Source organism: Gallaecimonas sp. GXIMD4217 (genome assembly GCF_038087665.1).
Taxonomy (GTDB): domain Bacteria; phylum Pseudomonadota; class Gammaproteobacteria; order Enterobacterales; family Gallaecimonadaceae; genus Gallaecimonas.
Genome location: NZ_CP149925.1, coordinates 644,009 through 666,353, shown reverse-complemented (window position 1 = coordinate 666,353; position 22,345 = coordinate 644,009). Strand labels below are relative to the sequence as shown.

General features: G+C 67.4%; 15 protein-coding genes. 6 read left to right on the top strand and 9 right to left on the bottom strand.

All coding sequences use genetic code 11. The features are described 5' to 3' along the window. Nucleotides 1-117: 117 nt before the first annotated feature. Nucleotides 118-2,484 carry a DNA polymerase II gene (locus WDB71_RS03300; RefSeq protein ID WP_341503219.1) on the bottom strand — a complete coding sequence of 789 codons (2,367 nt, stop codon included), beginning with the start codon at nucleotides 2,482-2,484 and terminating at the stop codon, nucleotides 118-120. A gap of 86 nt (nucleotides 2,485-2,570) precedes the next feature. On the opposite strand from WDB71_RS03300, the gene WDB71_RS03295 reads away from it, so the two are divergent. Further along, entirely contained in the window at nucleotides 2,571-4,268 is a 1,698-nt protein-coding gene (locus WDB71_RS03295; RefSeq protein ID WP_341503218.1) for a diguanylate cyclase, read from the top strand. Between the two features lie 31 nt (nucleotides 4,269-4,299). Continuing rightward, a complete protein-coding gene (locus tag WDB71_RS03290) occupies nucleotides 4,300-5,274 on the top strand; it encodes a hypothetical protein (protein ID WP_341503217.1) in 975 nt (324 codons plus the stop codon). Here WDB71_RS03290 and WDB71_RS03285 read toward each other — a convergent pair. The 7 genes from WDB71_RS03285 to WDB71_RS03255 form a co-directional block, all read right to left on the bottom strand. Next, nucleotides 5,247-5,699, bottom strand: a complete 453-nt coding sequence (locus WDB71_RS03285; RefSeq protein ID WP_341503216.1) for a GNAT family N-acetyltransferase — start codon at nucleotides 5,697-5,699, stop codon at nucleotides 5,247-5,249. The genes WDB71_RS03290 and WDB71_RS03285 overlap by 28 nt on opposite strands. Nucleotides 5,700-5,901: 202 nt before the next feature. Further along, entirely contained in the window at nucleotides 5,902-6,678 is a 777-nt protein-coding gene (gene tcdA, locus WDB71_RS03280) for a tRNA cyclic N6-threonylcarbamoyladenosine(37) synthase TcdA (RefSeq protein ID WP_341503215.1), read from the bottom strand. Nucleotides 6,679-6,713: 35 nt separating this feature from the next. Continuing rightward, nucleotides 6,714-7,850, bottom strand: a complete 1,137-nt coding sequence (locus WDB71_RS03275) for an HD-GYP domain-containing protein (protein ID WP_341503214.1) — start codon at nucleotides 7,848-7,850, stop codon at nucleotides 6,714-6,716. Nucleotides 7,851-7,896: 46 nt separating this feature from the next. Beyond that, nucleotides 7,897-9,441: a GMC family oxidoreductase gene (locus tag WDB71_RS03270; protein WP_341503213.1), complete on the bottom strand. Its 1,545-nt coding sequence runs from the start codon at nucleotides 9,439-9,441 to the stop codon at nucleotides 7,897-7,899. Continuing rightward, nucleotides 9,428-9,928, bottom strand: a complete 501-nt coding sequence (locus tag WDB71_RS03265) for a hypothetical protein (RefSeq protein WP_341503212.1) — start codon at nucleotides 9,926-9,928, stop codon at nucleotides 9,428-9,430. The genes WDB71_RS03270 and WDB71_RS03265 overlap by 14 nt, the downstream gene beginning before the upstream one ends. 1 nt (nucleotide 9,929) lies before the next feature. Continuing rightward, the gene (locus tag WDB71_RS03260; RefSeq protein ID WP_341503211.1) at nucleotides 9,930-11,363 is read right to left on the bottom strand and encodes a coniferyl aldehyde dehydrogenase; all 1,434 of its coding nucleotides are present in this window, start codon (nucleotides 11,361-11,363) and stop codon (nucleotides 9,930-9,932) included. Nucleotides 11,364-11,417: 54 nt separating this feature from the next. Further along, nucleotides 11,418-11,735 carry a DUF3293 domain-containing protein gene (locus tag WDB71_RS03255; RefSeq protein ID WP_341503210.1) on the bottom strand — a complete coding sequence of 106 codons (318 nt, stop codon included), beginning with the start codon at nucleotides 11,733-11,735 and terminating at the stop codon, nucleotides 11,418-11,420. A gap of 462 nt (nucleotides 11,736-12,197) precedes the next feature. Here WDB71_RS03255 and arcA point away from each other — a divergent pair, with 462 nt between their 5' ends. Next, complete coding sequence (gene arcA / locus WDB71_RS03250) at nucleotides 12,198-12,917, top strand: two-component system response regulator ArcA (protein ID WP_341503209.1); 720 nt, start codon at nucleotides 12,198-12,200, stop codon at nucleotides 12,915-12,917. Between the two features lie 52 nt (nucleotides 12,918-12,969). On the opposite strand, the gene arcB is transcribed toward arcA, so the two are convergent. After that, nucleotides 12,970-15,291, bottom strand: coding sequence for an aerobic respiration two-component sensor histidine kinase ArcB (gene arcB, locus WDB71_RS03245; RefSeq protein ID WP_341503208.1), 2,322 nt, complete (start codon nucleotides 15,289-15,291; stop codon nucleotides 12,970-12,972). Nucleotides 15,292-15,444: 153 nt separating this feature from the next. Here arcB and folE2 point away from each other — a divergent pair, with 153 nt between their 5' ends. The 3 genes from folE2 (at nucleotide 15,445) to WDB71_RS03230 (ending at nucleotide 22,338) form a co-directional block, all read left to right on the top strand. Further along, nucleotides 15,445-16,368, top strand: a complete 924-nt coding sequence (gene folE2, locus WDB71_RS03240) for a GTP cyclohydrolase FolE2 (RefSeq protein WP_341503207.1) — start codon at nucleotides 15,445-15,447, stop codon at nucleotides 16,366-16,368. 181 nt (nucleotides 16,369-16,549) lie between these two features. Continuing rightward, complete coding sequence (gene gltB / locus WDB71_RS03235; protein WP_341503206.1) at nucleotides 16,550-20,920, top strand: glutamate synthase large subunit; 4,371 nt, start codon at nucleotides 16,550-16,552, stop codon at nucleotides 20,918-20,920. Next, on the top strand, nucleotides 20,917-22,338 hold the full coding sequence (locus WDB71_RS03230; RefSeq protein ID WP_341503205.1) for a glutamate synthase subunit beta: 1,422 nt from the start codon (nucleotides 20,917-20,919) through the stop codon (nucleotides 22,336-22,338). Before gltB ends, WDB71_RS03230 begins: the two co-directional genes overlap by 4 nt. The last annotated feature ends 7 nt before the right edge of the window (nucleotides 22,339-22,345 follow it).

Genomic DNA, 22,345 nt, shown 5'->3' with positions numbered 1-22,345 from the left:
TTGCGTTAGTGGAAGGTAAAAAATGAGCTCCATCATAGGGATGGAGGATTTTCATCTCAAGGAAGGGAAGGCTAAGAGTCGGTCTTCTTTGTAACAAAAGGTGGTGAACCGGGCCGGCTAGAACAGCCCCAGCTGGCCGTCCACCAGGCTGTCGAAGTCCAGCCCCACGAAGGGCAGTATGGCCTCGGCCACCGGCTTGAGCTGCTTGTCGATGTAGTGCTGGTAGTCGATGGCGGCGCTCTGGTAGTCCACCGGCTCGGGACCCTTGAGGGTGATCAGGTAGCGGATCCAGCCCTTGTTCTGGTAGCGCGGCGCCAGGCCCTGCTCGCGGCGGCGTTCGTCGGCCAGGCGCGCCGCCCGCACCTGGGGCGGCACGTTCTTCACGTACTGGTCCAGCCTGCGCCTGAGCCGCTTGCGGTACACCAGCTGCTCGTCCAGCTCCCCGGCCCGGGTGCGCTCGACGATGTCGCGGATGTAGTCGCAGGGATCCTCGCCGTGGAACACCATGGCGTAGAGCCGGGTCTGGAACGCCTTGGCCAGGGCGGTCCAATCGCTGCGCACCGTTTCCAGGCCCTTGAACACCAGCTGCTCCTGGCCGTCCTTGACCACCAGGCCGGCGTAGCGTTTCTTGGAGCCGGCCTCGGAGCCGCGGATGGTGGGCATCAGGAAGCGCCGGTAATGGGTCTCGAACTCCAGCTCCAGCAGGCAGTCCAGAGCCAGCTCCTCCCTGAGCCTGTGCTGCCAGCGCTGGTTGATCTCGGCGGCCAGGGCCTTTCCGATGGCGTCCGCCTCATCCGCGCTGGGCTGGCCGCTCAGCCACACGAAGGTGGAGTCGGTGTCGCCGTAGATCACCTGGTGGCCCAGCTCCTCTATCCAGCTTGCCGTCTGCTGCATGATCTCGTGGCCGCGCAACGTGATGGAGCTGGCCAGGCGGGTGTCGTAGAAGCGGCAGCCCCCCGAGCCCAGCACCCCGTAGAAGGAATTCATGATGATCTTGATGGCCTGGGAGCGGGCCGCGTCCTTCTGCTGCTTGGCGATGTCCCGCTGGGCCCAGAGATCGGCAATGATGGCCGGCAGGAAGTGCTTGTCGCGGGAGAAGCGGCCGCCGCGAAAGCCGGGTATGGCGTCCTCTTCGCGCAGCCCTTCGATCAGGCCCATGGGATCGATTTTGAAGGTGCGAATGATGCTGGGGTAGAGGCTCTTGAAGTCCAGCACCAGCACGTTGTCGTAGAGGCCGGGCCGCGGATCCATCACGTAGCCGCCGGGGCTGGCCAGGCCGCCGCCGGCGGGCAGGTTGGGGGCCACATAGCCGGCCCGGTGCAGCCGGGGCAGGTAGAGATTGGTGAAGGCCGCCACCGAGCCGCCGCTGCGGTCCAGCTCCAGGCCGGTGAGCTGAGCCCGCAGCCGCAGGTAGTCCAGCAGCCTGGTGTGCTCGAAGATGTCCCACACCAGCTTGCTGTCCTCCAGGTTGTAGGCGGCCAGCTTGGGCTTGTTGTGGCGGAAGTCGTGCTCGATGGCGGCCAGGCGGTTGTCCACGTCCTCGGTGGCCTTGCCCCGTCCCAGCAGGGCCTGGGCGACGAATTCCAGGCTGAAGCTTTCGAAGTGGTAGGTGGCGCTCTTGAGGCCGTCGATGCCATCCAGCACCACCCGCCCCGGCAGGGTCAAAAAGCCCTGGCCGCCTTCGCGGCCTTCCCGGAAGGTCGCCGTGCCCCCGCCCCTACCCAGCTTCAGGCGCAGGCCGAGCCGCTCGGCCCGCTGCAGCAGCAGCCGGAAGTCGAAAGCCACCACCGACCAGCCGATGATGACGTCCGGATCCAGGGCCTGCAGCTGGGCCTCCAGGGCCTGCAGCAGGGCCCGCTCGTCGGCCAGCCAGTGGATCTCCAGCTCGGCGGGCTCGGGCTCGCCCACCATCAGCACCCTGGCCAGGCCCTGGCCGTACAGGCCCACCGAATAGAGCTCGCCCTTGGCCGAGCACTCGATGTCCAGGGACACCACCTTGAAGTCCGGGGTTACCTCGGCGCCCTTGAGGCGCACCTGACTGTATTCGAGATAGCCCTCGCGCTGCCTGGCCTGGCCCTGGAACTGAACGCCGCCCCGGGCAAAGCGCTCCATAAGAAAACGGTCGTGGAGGCGAAGATCCCCTTCCAGCACCTCTATGCCACGGTTCTGCAGCAGCGCCTGGGCCCGGCGGTGGGCGTCTATGGTGGGGAAATAGAGCATGGCCACAGGCTCTAACCCGAAGTCCCGGAAGCCCAGCTCCCGCCACTGGTGGGGCACCGGCGCCAGGGCCTCCTGCACCTGCTTGCGGTCGCTTGTCCTGACCATAAACACCGGCCGCTCACCCTCGATCACCAGCTTGGCCGGCCCCTGGTCGGTGGCCAGCCAGTAGTGGATCCGGGTGTTGTCGCCCTGGTCGAAGCTGTGGCGGCTGAGCAGGAAGCCTTGTGGCAAGGTGGGACTCCGTTTGGGGGTTGCCCCAAGCATACTGGATAAAAACACAGATGACGATAGCGCAAGTGGCTGCCTGGCTTGCGCTTTATACTTAGGTGAATGCACCACAGGGGCAGCCCATGCCGAAACGCGCGGCCTTCATCCTGCTGATGTTCCTGGCGCTGCCGGCCCTGGCCGGCCCAAGGGTGCTGCTGCTCAATTCCTACCATCCCCAGTACATCTGGACCGCCGAGCTGACCCAGGGCGTGCGTGACGGCCTGGCCGGCCGGGTGGCCGGCGAGGATCTCCATATCGAGTACATGGACGCCCGCCGCTTCACCGACGACCGGCGCCAGCTGGCCCTGCTTACCGAGCTGCTGGCCTACAAGTACCGGGCCATGACGCCGGATCTGGTGATCAGCTCCGACGACGCCGCCTTCAACCTGTTGCTGGCGCAGGGCCAGCACCTGTTCGGCGATACCCCCGTGGTGTTTGGCGGCGTCAACGCCTTCGAGCCACGAAGCCTCCAGGGCAGAGCCAACTTCGCCGGCATCCTGGAGGGCATGGCCATTGAGGAAAACCTGGCGCTGATCATGCGCCTGCAGCCGGACGTGAAACGCATCGTGCTGCTGGGCGATAAGACCGGCTTCGGCGCCCAGATGGTGGCCCGGGCCAGGGCGCTTGCCGACCAATGGCAAGGCGCCACCCTGGAGATCTGGGACGACTACGCCCTGGCCGGGCTGCAGCAGCGCCTGACCGGGCTGGACGGGCAGAGCGCGGTGATGCTGCTGGCCATCCACCAGGACAACCAGGGCCGCTACTTTTCCTACGAGCGGGATCTGCCCGCCCTGAGCCAGGCCAGCCCGGCCCCCTTCTACGGCATGTGGGGGCCGCTGCTGATCGGCACCGGCGTGCTCGGTGGCCAGATGAATGACCCTTACCTGCACGGCAGGGCCCTGGCGGCCATGGCCCTGGCCATTCTTGACGGCGCAGAGCCCGCCGCACTGGGGGTGCGTCCCAAGAGCCGCTTCCTGCCCCGCTTCGACTACCGGCAGCTGCAGCGTTTCGGCATCAGCCTGGATCGGCTGCCGCCGGACAGCCGCATCGATCACAGGCCCGAATCCTTCTACCAGCTGCACAAGGACGTGGTGCTGGGCGCCGCCCTGCTCTTCGTGGCCCTGCTCTTCTACCTGCTGGTGCTGCTGCGCAACGTTCGCCGCCGCCGGCAGGCCGAGGCCGACCTGCGCCAGCTCAATGCCGAGCTGGAGATGACGGTGGCCGAGCGCACCCGCCACCTGGCCGAGCAGAACGAGGCCCTGCAGCAGCTGACCCTGAGGCTGGACGTGATGGCCAACACCGACGCCCTCACCGAACTGCCCAACAGGCGGGCCGGCAGCAAGCTGCTGGAAGGCCTGCTGGAGCGCCATCGCCGCGCCAAGAGCCCCTTCTCGCTGGCGCTGCTGGATCTGGATCACTTCAAGAGCATCAACGACCGCTTCGGCCACGACGGCGGCGACACCGTGCTGGTGGCCACGGCCCATTGCCTGCGGGAAGCCCTGCGCACCGGCGACCACCTGTGCCGCTGGGGCGGCGAGGAGTTCCTGCTGCTGATGCCGGGCGAAGACAGAGTCGCGGCCCTGAGCGTCTGCGAGCGGCTGCGCCTGGCCGTCAGCGAACTGGCCCTGCCGGACTTCCCGCCGCTGACCACCAGCATAGGCGTGGCCAGCCTCAGCCATGGGCAAGCGCCCGGCGAGCTGCTCAAGGAGGCGGATCAGGCCCTCTACCAGGCCAAGGCCCATGGCCGCAACCTGGTCGTTCATTTCCAGCAGGGCGACTAATCTCAAGAAAAGCCACGCCAAGGAGCCGACCATGCGTCTGGTGCTGATGCTGCTGTCCCTGCTGCCCTTTAGCCTGTTGGCCAAGCCGGCCCCGCTGCCGGATCTGCTGGAGCTGAAGGCCTGGTCCGTGCCCTGGGGCGGCCGGCCCCGGGATCCGGCGGTGGCGCCGGACGGCAGCCTCTGGTTCTGCGGCCAGGCCGGCAACTATATCGGCCGCCTGGAGCCGGGCAGCGGCGACCTCAAGCGCTTCCCCCTGCCCAAGGGTACCCATCCCCACAACCTGATCGTCGCCCCCGACGGCGCCGTCTGGTACGCCGGCAACCGCAGCGCCAGCATTGGCCGGCTGGATCCCAAAAGCGGCGCCATCGACTCCCATCCCATGCCCAGGGGGCTGGTGGATCCCCACACCCTGATCTGGGACGGCGCCGGCCACATCTGGTTCAGCGCCCAGTGGAGCAACGCCCTTGGCCACCTCAACACCGCCAGCGGCCAGGTGCAGGTGTTCAAGGTGCCGCTGCCCAGGGCCAGGCCCTACGGCATCAAGCTCGGCAAGGACGGCAACCCCTGGGCCGTGCTGCTGGGCAGCAACCACCTGGCCACCGTGCGCGACGGCAGGCTGAGCCTGGTTGAAATTCCAAGGAAGGAGGCCAGACCCAGGCGTCTGGAAATCACCCAGGACGGCGCCCTCTGGTATGTGGATTACGCCGGCGGCGTTCTGGGCCGCCATGACCCGGGCGACGGCAGCTTCCGGGAATGGCCCATGCCGGGCGGAAGGGGCAGCCACCCCTACGGCACCGCCCTGGATGACAGCGGCCGAGTCTGGATAGCCGAGACCGGCGTCACCCCCAACCGCCTGGTGGCCTTCGACACCAAAACCCTGAGGTTCGTCAGCCGCTCCAAGGTGCCCGGCGGCGGCTCGGTCAGGCACATGTTTTTCGACCCCAGGGGCAAGGCGTTCTGGTTCGGGGTGGATACCGGCTATGTAGTCAGGGCTCGGCCCAGGTAGCGCCGGCGCGGCAGCCGGTAGCCGACCTCGCCGTCCGGATGCACCTGGCCCCGCTGCCAGCCCTGGGCCTGGTAGAAGCGGTCGGCCCTGGTGTCGGCGTCGGTGGACAACACCACGGCCTCGGCGCCCCGTTCGAACAGCCAGTTTGTGGCCAGTTCCAGCAGGCGCCTGCCCATGCCCCTCCCCTCCTGACCGGGCAGCACGAACAGCGCCCAGATGCTGTTGTCGGCGCTGGCGGCATAGGAAAAGCCCAGCACCTGGCCGCCTTCCTCCGCCACCCAACCCCGGCCCAGCCGCTCCAGGTAGTCTTCATACATCAGGGTGGTGACCTTGGCCGGATCCGAGAGCACGTTCTCGGTCACGGCCAGGCGGATGGCACTCATCTGGGGAATATCGGCGGCGGTGGCCTGGCGGTAGTGGATCATGGGCGACTCGATACGGTGTGGGTGCTCTAGCTTACAACCCTCGACGCCCTACGGAACAGATATGTCGAGCTAACCTGCCTTTTTCAGCTTGGTCTAACGGTTATGGGCTGCGCTCTTCGAGATCCCCTGCGGCGGGCGACCTCGAAGAACCCAATTCAAACTCCACAAAGCAACTCAGAAAAAGGCGCAGCCCCAAAGGGCATCAGCCAACACCAGTCAGTTTCTTGATCACCCTGGCCACCGCCACGAAGCCAAAGGTCGCCGTGACCACGGTGGAAGCCCCGAACCCGGACGAGCAGTCCATCTTCATGCTGCCCTCGGCGTGCTTGGCGGCGCACACGCTGCCGTCGGCCTGGGGATAGCGCAACTGCTCGTCGGAGAAGACGCAGTCCACCCCGAACTTGCGGGCCGGGTTCTTGGAAAAGCCATGGTCCCGGCGCAGCCGCTCCTTGAGCTTGCGGGCCAGGGGATCCTGGATGGTCTTGGTGAGATCCCGGACCTGGATGCGGGTGGGATCGATCTGGCCACCGGCGCCACCTATGGTGATGATGCGGATCTTATGGCGCTTGCAGTGGGCGATCATGGCCGCCTTGGCGGCAATGGAATCGGTGGCGTCCACCACCATGTCCATGTCCTTGGTGAACAGCTCGGCGACATTGTCCGGGGTCACGAAGTCGTCCACCTCGACGACCTGGCAGTCCGGGTTGATGTCGCGGACACGCTCGGCCATGGCCTCGACCTTGGGTCGGCCTATGGTGCTGGTGAGGGCGTGGATCTGGCGGTTGGCGTTGGTGACGCAGACGTCATCCATGTCGATCAGGGTGATCCTGCCGACCCCGGAGCGGGCCAGGGCTTCCGCCACCCAGGTGCCGACGCCACCGATACCGGCCACGGCCACGTGGCTGTCCTTGAGAGTCTGGGCGGCCTGGGGGCCGTAGAGGCGGATGATGCCGCCGAACCGGGTCTCGAAATCGCTCATGTGCACTCACCTTCCACTTGGGAGGCGCATTCTAGTCACAGGTACCGGGCCAGATCCAGACCGAAGCGGCGCGGATCCTCGGCGGCCTCTATCCGATCCGGCATCACCGCCAGATCCAGCTCCTGGGCCGGCAGGTGGCAGCGCATGCGGCTGTGGTAGATCACCTTGACCCTGGGAGTCAGGGGATCCTTGCCCTGGGCCAGCACCACCGCCAGCCGCCCCGAGGCCAGCCGTACCAGGCTGCCCACCGGGTAGATGCCCATGCAGCGCACGAACTGCTGCACCAGGGCCTTGTCGAAGTGGCTGCCGCTAAGCTCCATCAGCATCTTCAATGCCTGGGTGGGGGCCATGCCGGCCTTGTAGACCCGCTCGGCGGTCATGGCGTCGTACACGTCCACTATGGCGATCATGCGATCAAAGCTGGACAGCCGCTCGGCGCCCAGGCCATGGGGGTAGCCCTTGCCGTCCAGGCGCTCGTGGTGGTTGGCCACTACCTCGATGACGGCCTGGGGAAAGTCCGGCTGGCTTTCGAGGATGGCCCGGGAATGCACCACGTGGGACTTCATCTCCTCGAACTCGGCGTCGGTCAGCTTGCCCGGCTTCATCAGCACGCTCTCGCGCACCTTGATCTTGCCGATGTCGTGGAGCAGGCCGGCGATGGCCAGTTGATCCACCAGCTCGGCATCCAGGCCCAGGTGGCGGGCGAACAGCGCCATCAGGATACAGACGTTGAGGGAATGCTCCATCAGGTAGGCGTCTTTCTCGCGGATGCGGGTCAGGCAGGATAGGGCATCGGGGTTCTCGAACACCCCCTTGATGAAGGCCCGGGCATGGCGCTTGGCCTCGACAACGTCCGGGGCCTTGCCCAGCTTCACGTCCTCGTAGAGGCGGCCCATCATGCCCCTGGCCTCCTGGTAGAGGGCCCTGGCCTGATCCTGGCTGATGGGGGGCTTTTGTGCCTTGGCCTTGGCCGCTTGCGGTGGCTGACGGGTACGGCTGGGGTCGATATAGACGGTGGTGGCGCCGGAGGCCTTGAGCGCCGCCAGCACCTGGGGCGATTCCAGATAGCCGGATTGCTTCACCAGCAGCCTGTCCTGGCCACCGATGGCGGTGACATACATGCCCAGTTGCAACTGCGCCAAGGGCAGCTGCTGCCAGCCCGCTTCTTCCATGGCACCTCCTCGTCATGTGCCCCCATTCTAGCCGCGGGCGGCGGCTTCAGGAAGTCAGGCGCTCGGCCAGGGCCTCGGCGTTGCGCCCGGCCAGGGCATAGATGCTGAGCTGGGGGTTGGCGCCGACGCTGCTGGGAAAGAGGCTGCCGTCGTTGACGAACAGACCCGGCACCTGGAAATGGCGGCCCAGGCCGTCGCACAGCCCCTTGGCCGGATCGGTGGCCATGGCGCAGCCGCCCATGACGTGGGCGCTGCTCACCGCCAGCTTGTGGGGGACCATGGCCAGCTGCTCGAGCTGGAACAGGGCCTCGGCGCCGGGCAGGGGCTCGGCGTCCTGGTGCAGCGGCCAGATGGCCTTGGCGCCGGCGGCGATCTGGATATGGAGCATCTGCCTGAGTACGCCCCGGAAGTAGGCGAAATGGCGCTCGTGCAGGGGGTAGTCCAGCACCGGCTGCTGGTCGTCGTCCAGTTCGACCTGGCCGCCGGGCCAGTCCTGGCTGAAGCCGTCCCGCACCAGGGCCAGCATGGCGCTGGTGTGGGTCAGGTCGCCGATGAGCCGTTTGTGGCGCTCACCGTGGGCCCGGTGCAGGGCCGCCGCCAGCATGGGCTGCAGCGGCATGGCCTCCAGCTTGTAGCCGATGTGGTCCTGCTGCCACTGGAAGTGGTCGCTGTGGATGGACTGGGGCGCGCCGTGATAGGGCGCTATCTCCTCGTCGAAACGGGCGAAGCTCATCAGCACCGGGTGCAGGAAGGTGCCACGGCCGGTATGGCCGGCGTCGTCCTCAAGGCCGGAGCGCAGCAGCAGCGCCGGCGAGCCTATGGCACCGGCACTGAGCACCAGGGTCGAGCAGCGCACATGGAAGGGCCTGCCGTCGCTGTCATGGCAGGCCAGGCCGGCCACCCTGCCCCCCTCCAGTTCGATGCGCCAGGCCCTGGCGCCATAAACGAGGGCCGCACCCTGGTCCAGGGCCCTGGGGATGTGAGTGACCAGCATGGACAACTTGGCGTTGGTGGGACAGCCCTGGCCGCAATAGCCCAGGTTCCAGCAGCCCCTGACGTTGCGGGCGATCACCCCGGTGGGGATGCCGAGCCGCTCACAGCCCAGGGCCAGCCTGGCGTTGTTGCCGTTGGGCGGCAGCCGCCAGGGGCTGATGTTGAGGTCTTTTTCCATCACCTCGAACCAGCGCTCCAGGCCGTCCAGGGCCAGGCCCTGGGCCCGCCAGTGGGCCAGGGTCCGCTCCGGGGTCCGGAAGCTGGAGGTCCAGTTGACCAGGGTGGAGCCGCCCACGGCCCGGCCCTGCAGTATGGCAATGGCGCCATCCCGGGTCTGGCGCGCGGCGCCGTCCTGGTAGAGCTCGGCGTAGGACCAGCCTTCGTCCATGTTGAAGTCGTTGGAGGAGCGCAGCGGCCCCTCCTCCAGCAGCAGCACCTTGAGGCCGGTGCGGCTGAGGCGCTCGGCGGTGATGGCGCCGCCGGCGCCACTGCCCACCACCACCACGTCGGCGTCCAGCACCTGGCCGACATGGGCGTGGCCTGGGCTCACCGCCCAGCCGTTGGCGATGCCCTGGGCTATGGGATCAGGAATAGTCATTGGGCCTGGTGATCAGTTGCTCGGGAAAGAGGGGGCCGGGATAGCCCAGCTGTTGCTGCAAGGCCGGGGCGGTGAAGGCGGCCAGGGTGATCAGCTGCACCAGGGCGTTGTAGGCCTGGCGGGCCGGCCTCAGCCAGTGCCGCCTGAGCCCGTCCAGGGCCTGGCTGCGCTCCTGGATGCCGGCATCCGGCCAGGGCCGCCACAGGCCGCACAACGGGCCGACCAGCCAGGGACTGGCCAGAAGATCAAGCAGCTGACTCAGCTGGCGCCGCTCCCTTTTGGGCAGCGCCAGCAGCTTGGCTTCCAGCTTGGCCAGCACCAGCTCCGGATCGTGCCGGTAGTGCGACAGCACCGCCGGGATCCAGGCCCGCCACAGAGCCCTTTGCTCCGCCGTCCAGGCCCCGTCCGGTAGCCTGGGCGAGCAGCCCAGCAAGGCCAGCGCCGCGCTGGTGCCCAGGCTCAGCTTGAGGAAGGCCCGCCTGTCCATGTCAGCGCAGTTGCCAGGCGCTGAGCAGCTTCAGCAGCCTGCCCTTGTAGGGCGGGTAGACCAGAGCGGTGCTGGACAGCCGGCCCTTGCGCACCAGGCTGCGGGCATGGCTGAAGGTCAGGAAGCCCTCGTGGCCGTGGTACTGGCCCATGCCGGAATGGCCGACGCCGCCGAAGGGCAGATCGTCCACCGCCACATGGAGCAGGGTCTCGTTGACGCAGACGCCGCCGGCGCGGATCCGGCCCAGCAGCCGCCGCTCCGTCTTGCCGTCGTGGCTGAACAGGTACAGGGCCAGGGGCTTGGGCCTGTCCTGGACGAAGGCGACGGCCTCGTCCAGGTCGTCGTACTCGATGACCGGCAGCAGCGGCCCGAAGATCTCCTCCTGCATCACCGCCAGGTGGCTGGGCGGGTTGAGCAGCAGCTGCAGGCCCAGGCGCCGATGCAGCTCGTCGCCCTCGCCTGCACCCAGGATCGCCACCCCGGCCTCCGAAGCCTGGGCCAGGTAGCCCTGCAGCCGGCCGTACTGGCGGCCGTTGATGATGGAGCTGTAGTCGTTGTTGTGGCGCCAGTCGGGGTAGCGGGCCTGGAACCGGGCCAGCATCGCCTCGGCGAAGGCCCTGGCCTTGCCCCTGGGCAGCAGCACGTAGTCCGGGGCCACGCAGGTCTGGCCGGCGTTGAAGGCCTTGCCGAACAGGATGCGGGACGCCGCCCGCTCCAGGGGCATGTCCGGAGCGACGATCACCGGCGACTTGCCGCCCAGCTCCAGGGTCACCGGGGTGAGGTGTTCGGAGGCGGCGCGCATCACCTGGTGGCCGATGGCGGTGGCGCCGGTAAAGAGCAGGTGATCGAAGGGCAGCTTGGAAAAGGCCACCGCGGTCTTGGCGTCCCCTTCCACCACGGATACCAGCTCGGGCTCGAAATGCTCGCCGATCAGCCTGGCCAGCAGGGCCGAGGTGGCCGGGGTGTGTTCGGACAGCTTCAGCAAGACGTGGTTGCCGGCGGCCAGGGCCGCGGTCAGGGGGCCCATGGCCAGGAACAGCGGATAGTTCCAGGGCGCCATGATGCCCACCACCCCCAGGGGCTGGTACTGGACCTGGGCCGAGCCGGGCTGCAGGTGCAGGCCCAGGCTGCGGCGGCTGGGGCGCAGCCACTGTCCCAGGTGGGCCAGGGCATGGTTGATGCCGGCCACGGACGGCATCAGCTCGCCAAGCAGGGTTTCGTTGCGGCTGCGCATGCCGTAGTCGGCGTTGATGGCCTCGATCAGGGCCTCCTGGTTGGCCAGCAGCAGCTTCTTGAGGGTCTTGAGGCGCTGGCGGCGCACCTTCAGGCTGGGCCAGGGCGCCTCCCGGAAGGCCCTCTGGCTGCGTTCCAGCAGGGCGGCCAGTTCGGTATTGCCGCCGGCCTGCTTGGGGAAAGGGGTAACCTGGGATGGCATCTGCGCCTCCTTTAAATGACCACGGGTCAGTTATACCCCCTGATCCCGCCTTTGTCACCTGGGCTTGGGCCAGAGCCCCATGGGGGCCTGGCGGTGTACCCGTTCGCTGAACAGGCCCAGGCATTCCTCGTCTTCTTCCTGCATCAGGCAGGGGGTCAGAAACAGCAGATCCCGATCCACCCAGTAGATGGCGTTCTGCTCCAGCTTGTGGCCCAGGGCCAGGGCCTGATCCCGATGCATCAGCACCGCCCAGGATTTTTCCTGGTGCTGGAAGTCGGGTGAACAGCCCCACAGGGGACGGGAGCGGAAACCGGCGGTTTCCAGTTCCAGGCGCAGCCGGCTGTCGCGGCTCAGGTTGGCGGCCGGTGACAAAATGCGGCCTTGGGGGTTGTGGGCGGTGATAATGGCAAAAGAAAGGCGCCGGGAAAGGGGCTGGGGCATGAGAAACACGGTGTTTCGATAATGTTCCCAAACGGACATGCCGCATTTTTCCTCTGCTGCAGGGCTAGCTTGAGTGTAGGCCCCAAGCCGGGGCAAAAGCCATACCCTGACTTGGGTTGTTAGTGAGCTGTTAAGTGCAGTATACTTGCGCGCCCCACTTGCAGGGGCGCATTTTTGACCAACGCGGTCACTTAACCGCCTGTTTTTTCATGTGCCGCATGAACTAAATGTTGGACTCTGTGCCTAAAAGTCAGCTTTAGGTTACAGCCGCTGATTTTAAGGGTTCATCATCATCACAGGACGGAGTTGCTAGAATTCAGGGAAGTAGCAACAAGTGCGCTCTTCTGCACGAAGTCGATGCGAATTTTGTCGAGATTAACTTAGGTATTGCCCATGCAAACCCCGCACATCCTCATTGTCGAAGACGAGACAGTGACCCGCACCACCCTCAAAGGCCTGTTCGAGGCCGAGGGCTATGTGGTGCATGAAGCCAGCGACGGAGAAGAGATGCACTCGGCCCTGGCCAACAACCCCATCAACCTGGTGATCATGGATATCAACCTGCCCGGCAAGAACGGCTTGCTGCTGGCCCGGGAGATCCGCGAGCACCGCGACATGGGCCTGATCTTCCTGACCGGCCGTGACAACGAGGTGGACAAGATCCTCGGCCTGGAGATCGGTGCCGACGACTACATCACCAAGCCGTTCAACCCCCGCGAGCTGACCATACGTGCCCGCAACCTGCTGGGTCGCACCCTGTCCACCGGCAAGAGCGAAGAGGCCGCCCAGGTCGAGCGCTACAAGTTCAACGGCTGGACCCTGGAAGTGAACAGCCGCTCCCTGCTGAGCCCCAAGGGCGAGAGCTTCAAGCTGCCCCGCAGCGAGTTCCGCGCCCTGCAGCACTTCATCGAGAACCCGGGCAAGATCCTGACCCGCGCCGACCTGCTCAAGCAGATGACCGGCCGCGAGCTCAAGCCCCACGACCGCACCGTGGACGTGACCATCCGCCGCATCCGCAAGCACTTCGAGAGCGTGCCGGAGACCCCGGAGATCATCGCCACCATCCACGGCGAAGGTTACCGCTTCTGCGGCGAGCTGGAAGCCGCCGAATAAGAAAAGGCCCCAACCGGGGCCTTTTTGCTGTCCAGCCCCGGCCGGGGCCTTGTCATTGCTGCCTGAGCCACTGCTCCAGGTAGTCCAGATCCGCCCGCCAGTTCTGGCCGATCTCCTCCACCCAGTCCTGGATGTTCTCGGCCCAGGCCGGCAGCTCGCTGTGCTGGGCCTGGTTGGCCAGCTGCTGGATGCGCTTGAGGCCGATGGCGCCGGCGGCGCCCTTGATCTTGTGGGCCTCACAACTGGTGCCCTTGACGTCCTCGGCGGTGAGGTTGGACTCCAGTATCGACATGTATTCCGGCATCTGTTCCCTGAACAGCCGGGCGGACTGCAGCAGGATGTCCGGGCCCACCGCCTCCAGGTACTGGCTGAGCATCTCCACGTCCAGCAGCTGATCCTGCTCCGGATCCTCGCCGTTGTCGGGCACCAGCTGGTAGCCGCCGCCGGGGCCGCCGAAGAACTCGTCGACGATCAGCCGCAGCGACTCCACCGACAGCGGCTTGGAGATGGCGTCGTCCATGCCGTTCTCCAGGTACTCATCCTTGTCGCTGATGACGTTGGCGGTCAGGGCCACGATCGGCAGCTCCTGGCAGTCGTCCCGCTCGCGCAGGGCGATGGCCACGTCGAAGCCGGTCATGTCCGGCAGCTGGATGTCCAGCAGCACCAGATCGAAGGCCTGGGCCGCCACGGCATCCAGGGCCGCCTGGCCGGTCATGGCCACCGTCACCCTGTGGCCCAGCTTCTCCAGCAGCGAGCGGGCCACGGTGACGTTGAGCTCGATGTCCTCCACCAGCAGGATGTCCAGGCTGGGGCTTTCCTGCTCCTGTGGTTCGGGCTCCTGGCCGTCGGCCGGCGGCAGGCTCAGGCACAGGGTGAACACCGAGCCCTGGCCGGGCTCCGAGCTCACCGCCAGGGAGCCGCCCATGGCCTCCACCAGGGTCCTGGACACCGCCAGGCCGATGCCGGTGCCGGTGGCGTGCTTACGGCCACCGCCCTCGGTCTGGTAATACATGGCGAAGATCTTGTCCTGCTCGGCCTTGGGGATGCCGATGCCGGTGTCGAACACCTCGAAACGGGCCTCGATCTGGCCCTGCTCGCCCGGGCTCAGCTGCACCCGGATCCCCACCCGGCCCTGATCGGTGAACTTGACGGCGTTGCCGAGCAGGTTCCACAGCACCTGGCGGGTACGGGTGCCGTCGATATGGACCTGCTCCGGCAGCTCGCCGTCGATGCTGAACACGCAATCCAGGCCCTTCTGGCCCGCCAGCAGCTCGGCCAGGTTCTGCAGATCGGCCAGGAACTCGGGGAAATTCACCCTTTCCGGCACTATGGCCAGGCGGCGCCTGTCCATCTTGTCCATGTCGATGATGTCGTTGAAGATGTTGCCCAGGGTCACCGAGGACACATAGATGGTGTTGACGAAGGAGCGCTGCTCCTCGGTCAGCTCGGTGTCCCTGAGCATCCGCGCCAGGCCCACCACCCCGTTCAGCGGCGTGCGCAGCTCGTGGCTGATGGTGGCGATGAACTGGGTCTTTTCCCTGGCCGCCTTTTCCAGGGCGTCGGCGGCCTTCTTGCGCTCGGTGATGTCGCGGCCGAAGCCCAGCAGGCCCAGGCGCTTGCCGGAGGCGGAGAAGAAGGGCACCTTGCGCATCTCGAACAGGGCCTTGCGGCCGTCCGGGTATTCCAGCCATTGCTCGTAGGTGATGTGCTGGTTGGTTTCAAAGACGTGCTTGTCGGTCTCGATGGCCATCAGCGCCACCTCGTCCGGGTAGACCTCGAAGGGGGACAGGCCGATCAGCTCCTGCTCGGACTTGCCGGTGACCTCCTCCACGGCCCTGTTGCAGCCGTAGAAGATGCCCTTCTCGTTGCGGAAATAGATCATGTCCGGCGAGGAATTGATGAAGGAGCGCAGCAGCGCGGTCTGCTCGGCCAGGGACTCCTGGGTCTTCTTGCGCTCCACCACCTCCAGGCTGAGCCTGTCTATGGCCTCCTGGCGGGCCTGCTCGGCCTTCTTGCGCTCCTCTATCTCGAAGTTGAGCTGGTCCACCTTGTCCTTGAGGCTCTCGTTGAGCACCTTGTCCTGGGCCCGCATCTGCTCCAGCTGTTCCACCAGCTGGCGCAGCTCCTGGCGGCTCTTGTCCAGCTGGCTGATCATCTCCAGGAAGAAATAGAGGATCCAGGGCGCCGTCAGCAAGGTCAGCAGTATGGGGGTGAAGATATCCAGCACGGTGACGGTGCCGTGCAGCAGGATGCGGGTGGTGCTGTTGCCGATCAGCGACAGCATCAGGATCAGGCTGACCAGGGCGATACTGAAGCGCACCGTGCCCAGGCGGGTCAGGATCTCGATAAACGTCTGGGCCCAGATCTTCATCATGGGGAGAGGGGTCCTTGTCCAGGGATTGTCCTATTGTCGCCGCTCGCCGGGCGCCGGGCAACGCCTGCCAGGATGAGGCGCCGCCACAAATGTGTTATAAAGCCACACCTCGTCGCCCGGGGCGACCTGCGCTGTAGTCAAACGGAGTCATCAATGCCAGCCAAGATGCCGGATATCGCCAACCACACCAAGGCGCAAACCGAAGGCCGCCTGGACTGGGTCGGCATGGGCGAGATCGCCCAGCCCCTTTGTGTTCGCACCGATGCCGATGCGGCACGTCCCGTCAGTGCCAAGGTGGAAGCCTTCGTCAACCTGATTGACGTCTCTGCCAAGGGCATCCATATGTCCCGCCTCTACCTGCTGCTGGAAGAGCTGGCCGCCGGCGAGGGCCTGGGCCTGTCCGCCCTGCAAACACTGCTGGAAGGCTTCGTGGCAAGCCACCAGGACATCAGCGACAGCGCCAGGGTCTGCTTCCGTTTCGACTACCACCTCAAGCGCGATTCCCTGCTCAGCGGCAAATCCGGCTGGAAGGCCTACCCTGTGGCCGTCACCGGCGAGCTGGTCGAGGGCCGTTTTGAGGCCGAGCTGGCCGTGGAAGTGCCCTATTCCTCCACCTGCCCCTGCTCCGCCGCCCTGGCCCGCCAGCTGATCCAGGCCGCCTTCGAGGACCGCTTCGGCGCCAGCGAGGCGGTATCCATGGCCGAGGTGCACCAGTGGCTGGGCACCACAGAAGGCATAGTGGCCACCCCCCATTCCCAGCGCTCCATCGCCGAGGTACGGGTCAAACTGGCCGAGGTCGACGAGCTGCCGGTCAAGGCCCTGGTGGACCATATCGAGGACACCCTCAAGACCCCGGTCCAGGCCGCCGTCAAGCGCGAGGACGAACAGGAATTCGCCCGCCTCAACGGCCAGAACCTGATGTTCGTGGAGGACGCCGCCCGCCGGATCCAGCACGCCCTGAACAACCTGGCCGGCATCAGCGACTTCCAGGTCAGGGTCAACCACCTGGAGAGCCTCCATGCCCACGACGCCGTGGCCGTGACCACCAAGGGCGTCCCCGGCGGCTATCGCCCCTGAGCCCCTGAATCCGGCTCGAGAAACGGCGCTTCGGCGCCGTTTTTTATGGAATCTTTATTAGAGCCCATGCTCGACCAATATTTGACCAGACCCCGTTTTTGTGGCTAATCTGGGCTGCTCGCAACAACGCTTTAACGCTAATTATGCTGATTTGCCGCATAAATAGCAGTGGAGGTGCAGCATGCTTGAAGGACACGACAACTGCGGTTTCGGCCTCATCGCCCACACCCAGGGCCAGGAGAGTCATCGCCTGATCCGCCTGGCCATGCAGGGCCTGGGCCGGCTCCAGCACAGGGGCGGTGTCGCCGCCGACGGCAAGACAGGTGACGGCTGCGGCCTGCTGCTGCGCCTGCCCGTTGATTTCTTCCGTACCCTGGCCGCCGAGCAGGACTGGCGCCTGTCCCGGCGCTTTGCCGTCGGCATGCTGTTCCTGCCCCGGGATCCGGACCGGGCCGCCCAGGTCCGCCAGTTGCTGGAAAAGGAGCTGGAGGTGGAGACCCTGTCCATCGCCGGCTGGCGACCGGTGCCGGTGGACGAAAGCGTACTGGGCCCCATCGCCCACGGCTGCCGGCCCCGTATCGAGCAGGTGCTGGTCAATGCCCCGCCGGGCTGGCGCAAGCGGGAGCTGGAGCGGCGGCTGTTTATGGCCCGCCGGCGGCTCGAAAAGCGGCTCACCGATCAGGGCTTGGACGCCTACGTGGTGTCGCTGTCCTGCCTGGTCATCGTCTACAAGGCCCTGGTGCTGGCCGCGGATCTGCCCCGCTTCTACCCGGATCTGGCCGACCTGCGCCTGACCAGCTCCATCTGCCTGTTCCACCAGCGCTTCTCCACCAATACCCTGCCGCGCTGGCCCCTGGCCCAGCCCTTTCGCTACCTGGCCCACAACGGCGAGATCAACACCATCGCCGGCAACCGCCACTGGGCCCGGGCCAGGGCCTACAAGCTGGCCTCGCCGCTGCTGCCGGATCTGCCCCAGGCCAGGCCCTTCATTTGCGAGGACGGCTCCGACTCCCAGTCCATGGACAACATGCTGGAGCTGCTGCTGGCCGGCGGCATGGATCTGTTCCGGGCCATGCGCCTGATCATGCCACCGGCCTGGGAGCAGGACGGCACCCTCAGCGACGAGCGCAAGGCCTTCTTCGAATTCAACTCCATGCACATGGAGCCCTGGGACGGCCCGGCCGGGGTGGTGATGTGCGACGGCCGCTTCGCCGCCTGCCAGCTGGACCGCAACGGCCTGCGTCCGGCCCGCTGGGTGCAGACCGACGACGGCCTGTTCACCCTGGCCTCGGAGGTAGGGATCTGGGACTACGCCGCCGACGAGGTGGTGGCCAAGGGCCGGGTCGGCCCCGGCCAGCTGCTGGCCGTGGACAGCTACAGCGGCCGGATCTGGCAGTCGGACGCCATAGACGACGAGCTGGGCGCCCGCCATCCCTACCGGGACTGGCTGGAAAGATCCCACCAGGAGCTGGTGCCCTTCGAGGCCCTGCCCGCCAGCCAGGCCGGCCAGCGCGACTTCGGCGACGACCGGCTCAGGCGCTACCAGAAGCATTTCGGGCTGAGCCGGGAGGAGCTCCATGAGGTGCTGCTGGTGCTGGGCCGGGACGGCAAGGAGCCCATCGGCTCCATGGGCGACGACACTCCCCTGGCGGTGCTGTCAAACCAGCCCCGCAGCCTCTACGACTACTTCCGCCAGCGCTTCGCCCAGGTCACCAACCCGCCCATGGATCCGCTGCGCGAAGCCTTCGTGATGTCGCTGACCACCTGCATCGGCCGCGAGCACAACGTCTTCTGCGAGACCGCGGGCCTCGGCCGGCGGGTGCAGTTCGCCTCGCCGGTGCTGCTCTACTCGGATCTGCGCCAGCTGCAGAACCTGGATCAGGCCCACTTCAAGAGTCACCGGCTGTCCCTGGCCTTCCCGGACGACCAGCCCATGGACCAGGCCATCACGGCGCTTTGCGATCAGGCCGAGCGGGCCGCCCGCCAGGGCGCCGTGCTGCTGGTGCTCACCGATCGCGACATAGACCAGGACAGGCTGCAGATCCCGGCGCCCCTGGCCGTGGGCGCCGTGCAGCAGCGCCTGGTGACCAGGGAGCTGCGCTGCGACACCAACATCCTGGTGGAATCCGCCACCGTACGCGACGCCCACCACTTCGCGGTGCTGCTGGGCCTGGGCGCCACCGCCGTCTATCCCTACCTGGCCTTCGAGAGCCTGGCGGCCCTGGCCGACGGCGGCCACCTGGAGGCCGACGCCAAGACGGTGCTGCTCAACTACCGCAACGGCATCGACGCCGGCCTGCGCAAGATCCTCTCCAAGATGGGCATCAGCACCATCGCCAGCTACCGGGGCTCGGCCCTGTTCGATCAACTGGGCCTGGCCGAGGAGATCAGCGCCCTGTGCTTCCCGCGCCTGACCAGCCCCATCGGCGGCGACGGCTTCGATGCCCTTAGTGCCCAGCAGCGGCAATGGCGGGATCAGGCCGGCCTGCCCGGCCCCCTGCCGCTGGGCGGCCTGCTCAAGTTCATGCCCGGCGGTGAGTTCCACGCCTGGCAGCCCCAGGTGGTGCAGCTGCTGCAGGAAGCGGTACAAAGCCCGAGCCCCGAGGCCTGGCAGGGCTACAGCGACCAGGTCCACGCCAGACCGGTGACCTACCTGCGCGATCTGCTGAGCGTCCAAAGCGATCGCCCGCCCATTTCCCTGGAAGAGGTGGAGCCGGCCGAGGCCCTCTACCCCCGCTTCGACACCGCCGCCATGTCCATCGGCGCCCTCTCCCCCGAGGCCCACCAGGCCCTGGCCAGGGCCATGAACACCCTGGGCGGCCGCTCCAACAGCGGCGAGGGCGGTGAGGCCCCCGCCCGGCGCCGCTCTGAGGCCCGCTCCAAGATCCGCCAAATCGCCTCCGGCCGCTTCGGGGTCACCCCGGAATACCTGGCCACCGCCGAGGTGCTGCAGATCAAGATGGCCCAGGGTGCCAAGCCCGGCGAGGGCGGCCAGCTGCCCGGCCACAAGGTCACCGCCGAAATCGCCGCGCTGCGCCACGCCACGGTCGGCACCACGCTGATCTCGCCGCCGCCCCACCATGACATCTACTCCATCGAGGATCTGGCCCAGCTGATCTTCGACTTGCGGGCCGTCAACCCCAGGGCCAGCATCAGCGTCAAGCTGGTGGCGGTGCAGGGGGTGGGCACCATCGCCTGTGGCGTGGCCAAGGCCGGCGCCGATCACATCACCCTGTCCGGCTACGACGGCGGCACCGGCGCCAGCCCGCTCAGTTCCATCAAGTACGCCGGCTCGCCCTGGGAGCTGGGCCTGGCCGAAAGCCATCAGGCGCTGATCCGCGAGGGCCTGCGCGACCAGGTAACGCTGCAGGTGGACGGCGGCCTCAAGACCGGCCGCGACGTCATCAAGGCGGCCCTGCTCGGCGCCGACAGCTTCGGCTTCGGCACCGCCCCCATGGTGGCCCTGGGTTGCCGCTACCTGCGCATCTGCCACCTCAACAACTGCGCCACCGGCGTCGCCACCCAGGACCAGCGCCTGCGCCGGGATCACTTCCTGGGCGTCCAGGAGCAGGTCCAGCACTTCTTCCAGATGCTGGCCCAGGAGGTGCGCCAGCAGCTGGCCGAGCTGGGCGTGGCCTCGCTGGCCAAGCTCAGGGGCAAGGCCCACTGGCTCAGGCCCCGCGGCGAGCTGGACCTGAGCCGGCTCACCACCCGGGCCCAGGGGCCGGACTTTCCCATAGTCCGCCACCGGCCTGAGCCCGGCCTCAATGCCGCCATCCTGGCCGATGCCGAAGCGGCCGGGGCCGGCCGCCAGCCCTGGCTGGCCCACTACCCCATCAACAACACCGACAGGGCCGTGCCCGCCGCCCTGGCCGGCAGGCTGGCCCTGGACTTCGGCGATACCGGCTCGCCCCAGCCCATCCACCTTAATTTCCGGGGCCAGGCCGGCCAGAGCTTCGGCGCCTTCCTGGTGCCGGGCATGGAGGTGCGACTGACCGGCGACGCCAACGACTACGTGGCCAAGGGCATGGCCGGCGGCACCCTGGTGCTGCAGCCCCCCGGCGGCAGCCGCTTCGAGGCCAGCCAGAGCCTGATCATGGGCAACACCTGCCTGTTCGGCGCCACTGGCGGCCAGCTCTTTGCCGCCGGCCAGGCCGGGGAGCGCTTCGCGGTGCGCAACAGCGGCGCCACCGCCGTGGTGGAGGGCCTCGGCGACCACGGCTGCGAATACATGACCGCCGGCCTGGTGATGGTGCTGGGCGCCACCGGCCGCAACTTCGGCGCCGGCATGACCGGCGGCCTGGCCCTGGTGCTGGATCTGGATCCCCTCTACCTGAGCGCCGAGCCGCTGCAGGTCAAGGGCGCCGGCCAGGTGGCGGGGGCCAGCGTGCTGATCAAGCGGCTGCTGCAGAGCCACCTGGAGCACAGCCGGTCGGCCCAGGCCCTGGCCCTGCTGGACGACTGGCCCGCCAGCCTGGCCCGTTTCAGCCTGGTCGGCCCCAAGGGCCAGGCCATGAGCCGTTACCTGCCCAGCGCCGAGGAGGTGGTATGAAAGATCCCCTGCATTACCTGAACACCGAGCGCCAAACCGGCCCCGTCACCCCGGCCGAGCAGCGACGCCGGGATTTTCGCGAGCCCCAGGCCGCCCAGGGCGGCGACGACCGCAAGGCCCAGGCCGGCCGTTGCCTGGACTGCGGCGTACCCTACTGCCAGTGGCAGTGCCCGCTGCACAACGCCATTCCCCGCTGGCTGGAACTGGCCCGCCAGGGCCACGACCGCGAGGCCGGCGAGCTCTGCCACCAGAGCAACCCCCTGCCGGAGGTGTGCGGCCGGGTCTGTCCCCAGGACAGGCTCTGCGAAAAGGCCTGCACCCTGGAGGGCACCGGCTTTGGCGCCGTCACCATTGGCCAGATCGAAAGGGATCTGGCCGACAGGCTGCTCGACGGCGGCTGGTTCCCTGACTTGAGCCAGGTGCCCCAGCGGCCGCAAAGGGTGGCGGTGATCGGCGCCGGTCCGGCCGGCATCGGCTGTGCCGATAGGCTGCGCCGGGCCGGGGTGCAGGTAACCCTGTTCGACAGGGAGGCCGAGATCGGCGGCCTGCTCAGCTACGGCATCCCCGGCTTCAAGCTGGAAAAGTCGGTGATCCGCCGCCGCAGGAAGGTGCTGGAGGCCATGGGCGTGCAGTTGCGCCTGGGCCAGGCCCTGGGCGAACAGCTCCATCTGGCCGAGCTGGTCTTGGACTTCGATGCCGTCTTCCTGGGCCTGGGCGCGCCCAGGCCGGTGTCGGCGGATCTGCCCGGCCAAAGCCTGCCCGGGGTGCTCCAGGCCAGCGACTACCTGCGCGACCAGGACATCGCCCTGATGAAGGAGCAGGCCCCGCACCTGGACCAGGCCGGCAAGATGGTGCTGGTGCTGGGCGGCGGCGACACCGCCATGGACTGCGTGCGCACCGCCCTCCGCCAGGGCGCCGCCAGGGTGACCCTGGTCTATCGCCGCGACCGGGACGCCATGCCCGGCTCCCCCCGGGAGCTGCGCTACGCCGAAGAAGAGGGGGTCGAGCTGCGCTTTTTGGCCCAGCCGCTGGCGATCCTGGGTGAGGACCGGGTGACCGGGGTCGAGCTGCAACGGACGGTGCTGGGCGAAGCCGATGCCCAGGGCCGGCGCCGGCCAGAGCCGGTAACCGACGGCCGCTTCACCTTGGCCTGCGACACCCTGATCCAGGCCTTCGGCTTCAAGGTGGCGCCGGTGCCCGGCCTGGCCGAACTGGGGGTGCTGACCGACGAGCATGGCCGGGTGCTGGCCCCGGGCGGGCGTACCAGCCACCCCAAGGTGTTCGCCGGCGGCGATCTGGTGCTGGGGGCGGATCTGGTGGTCACCGCCCTGGCCCAGGGCATGCGGGGCGCCCAGGCGATTTTGGCCAGCCTGGGCGTTAACGGCGACCACAGCCTCATGTATCATGAGGCGGTCTAACCATCTG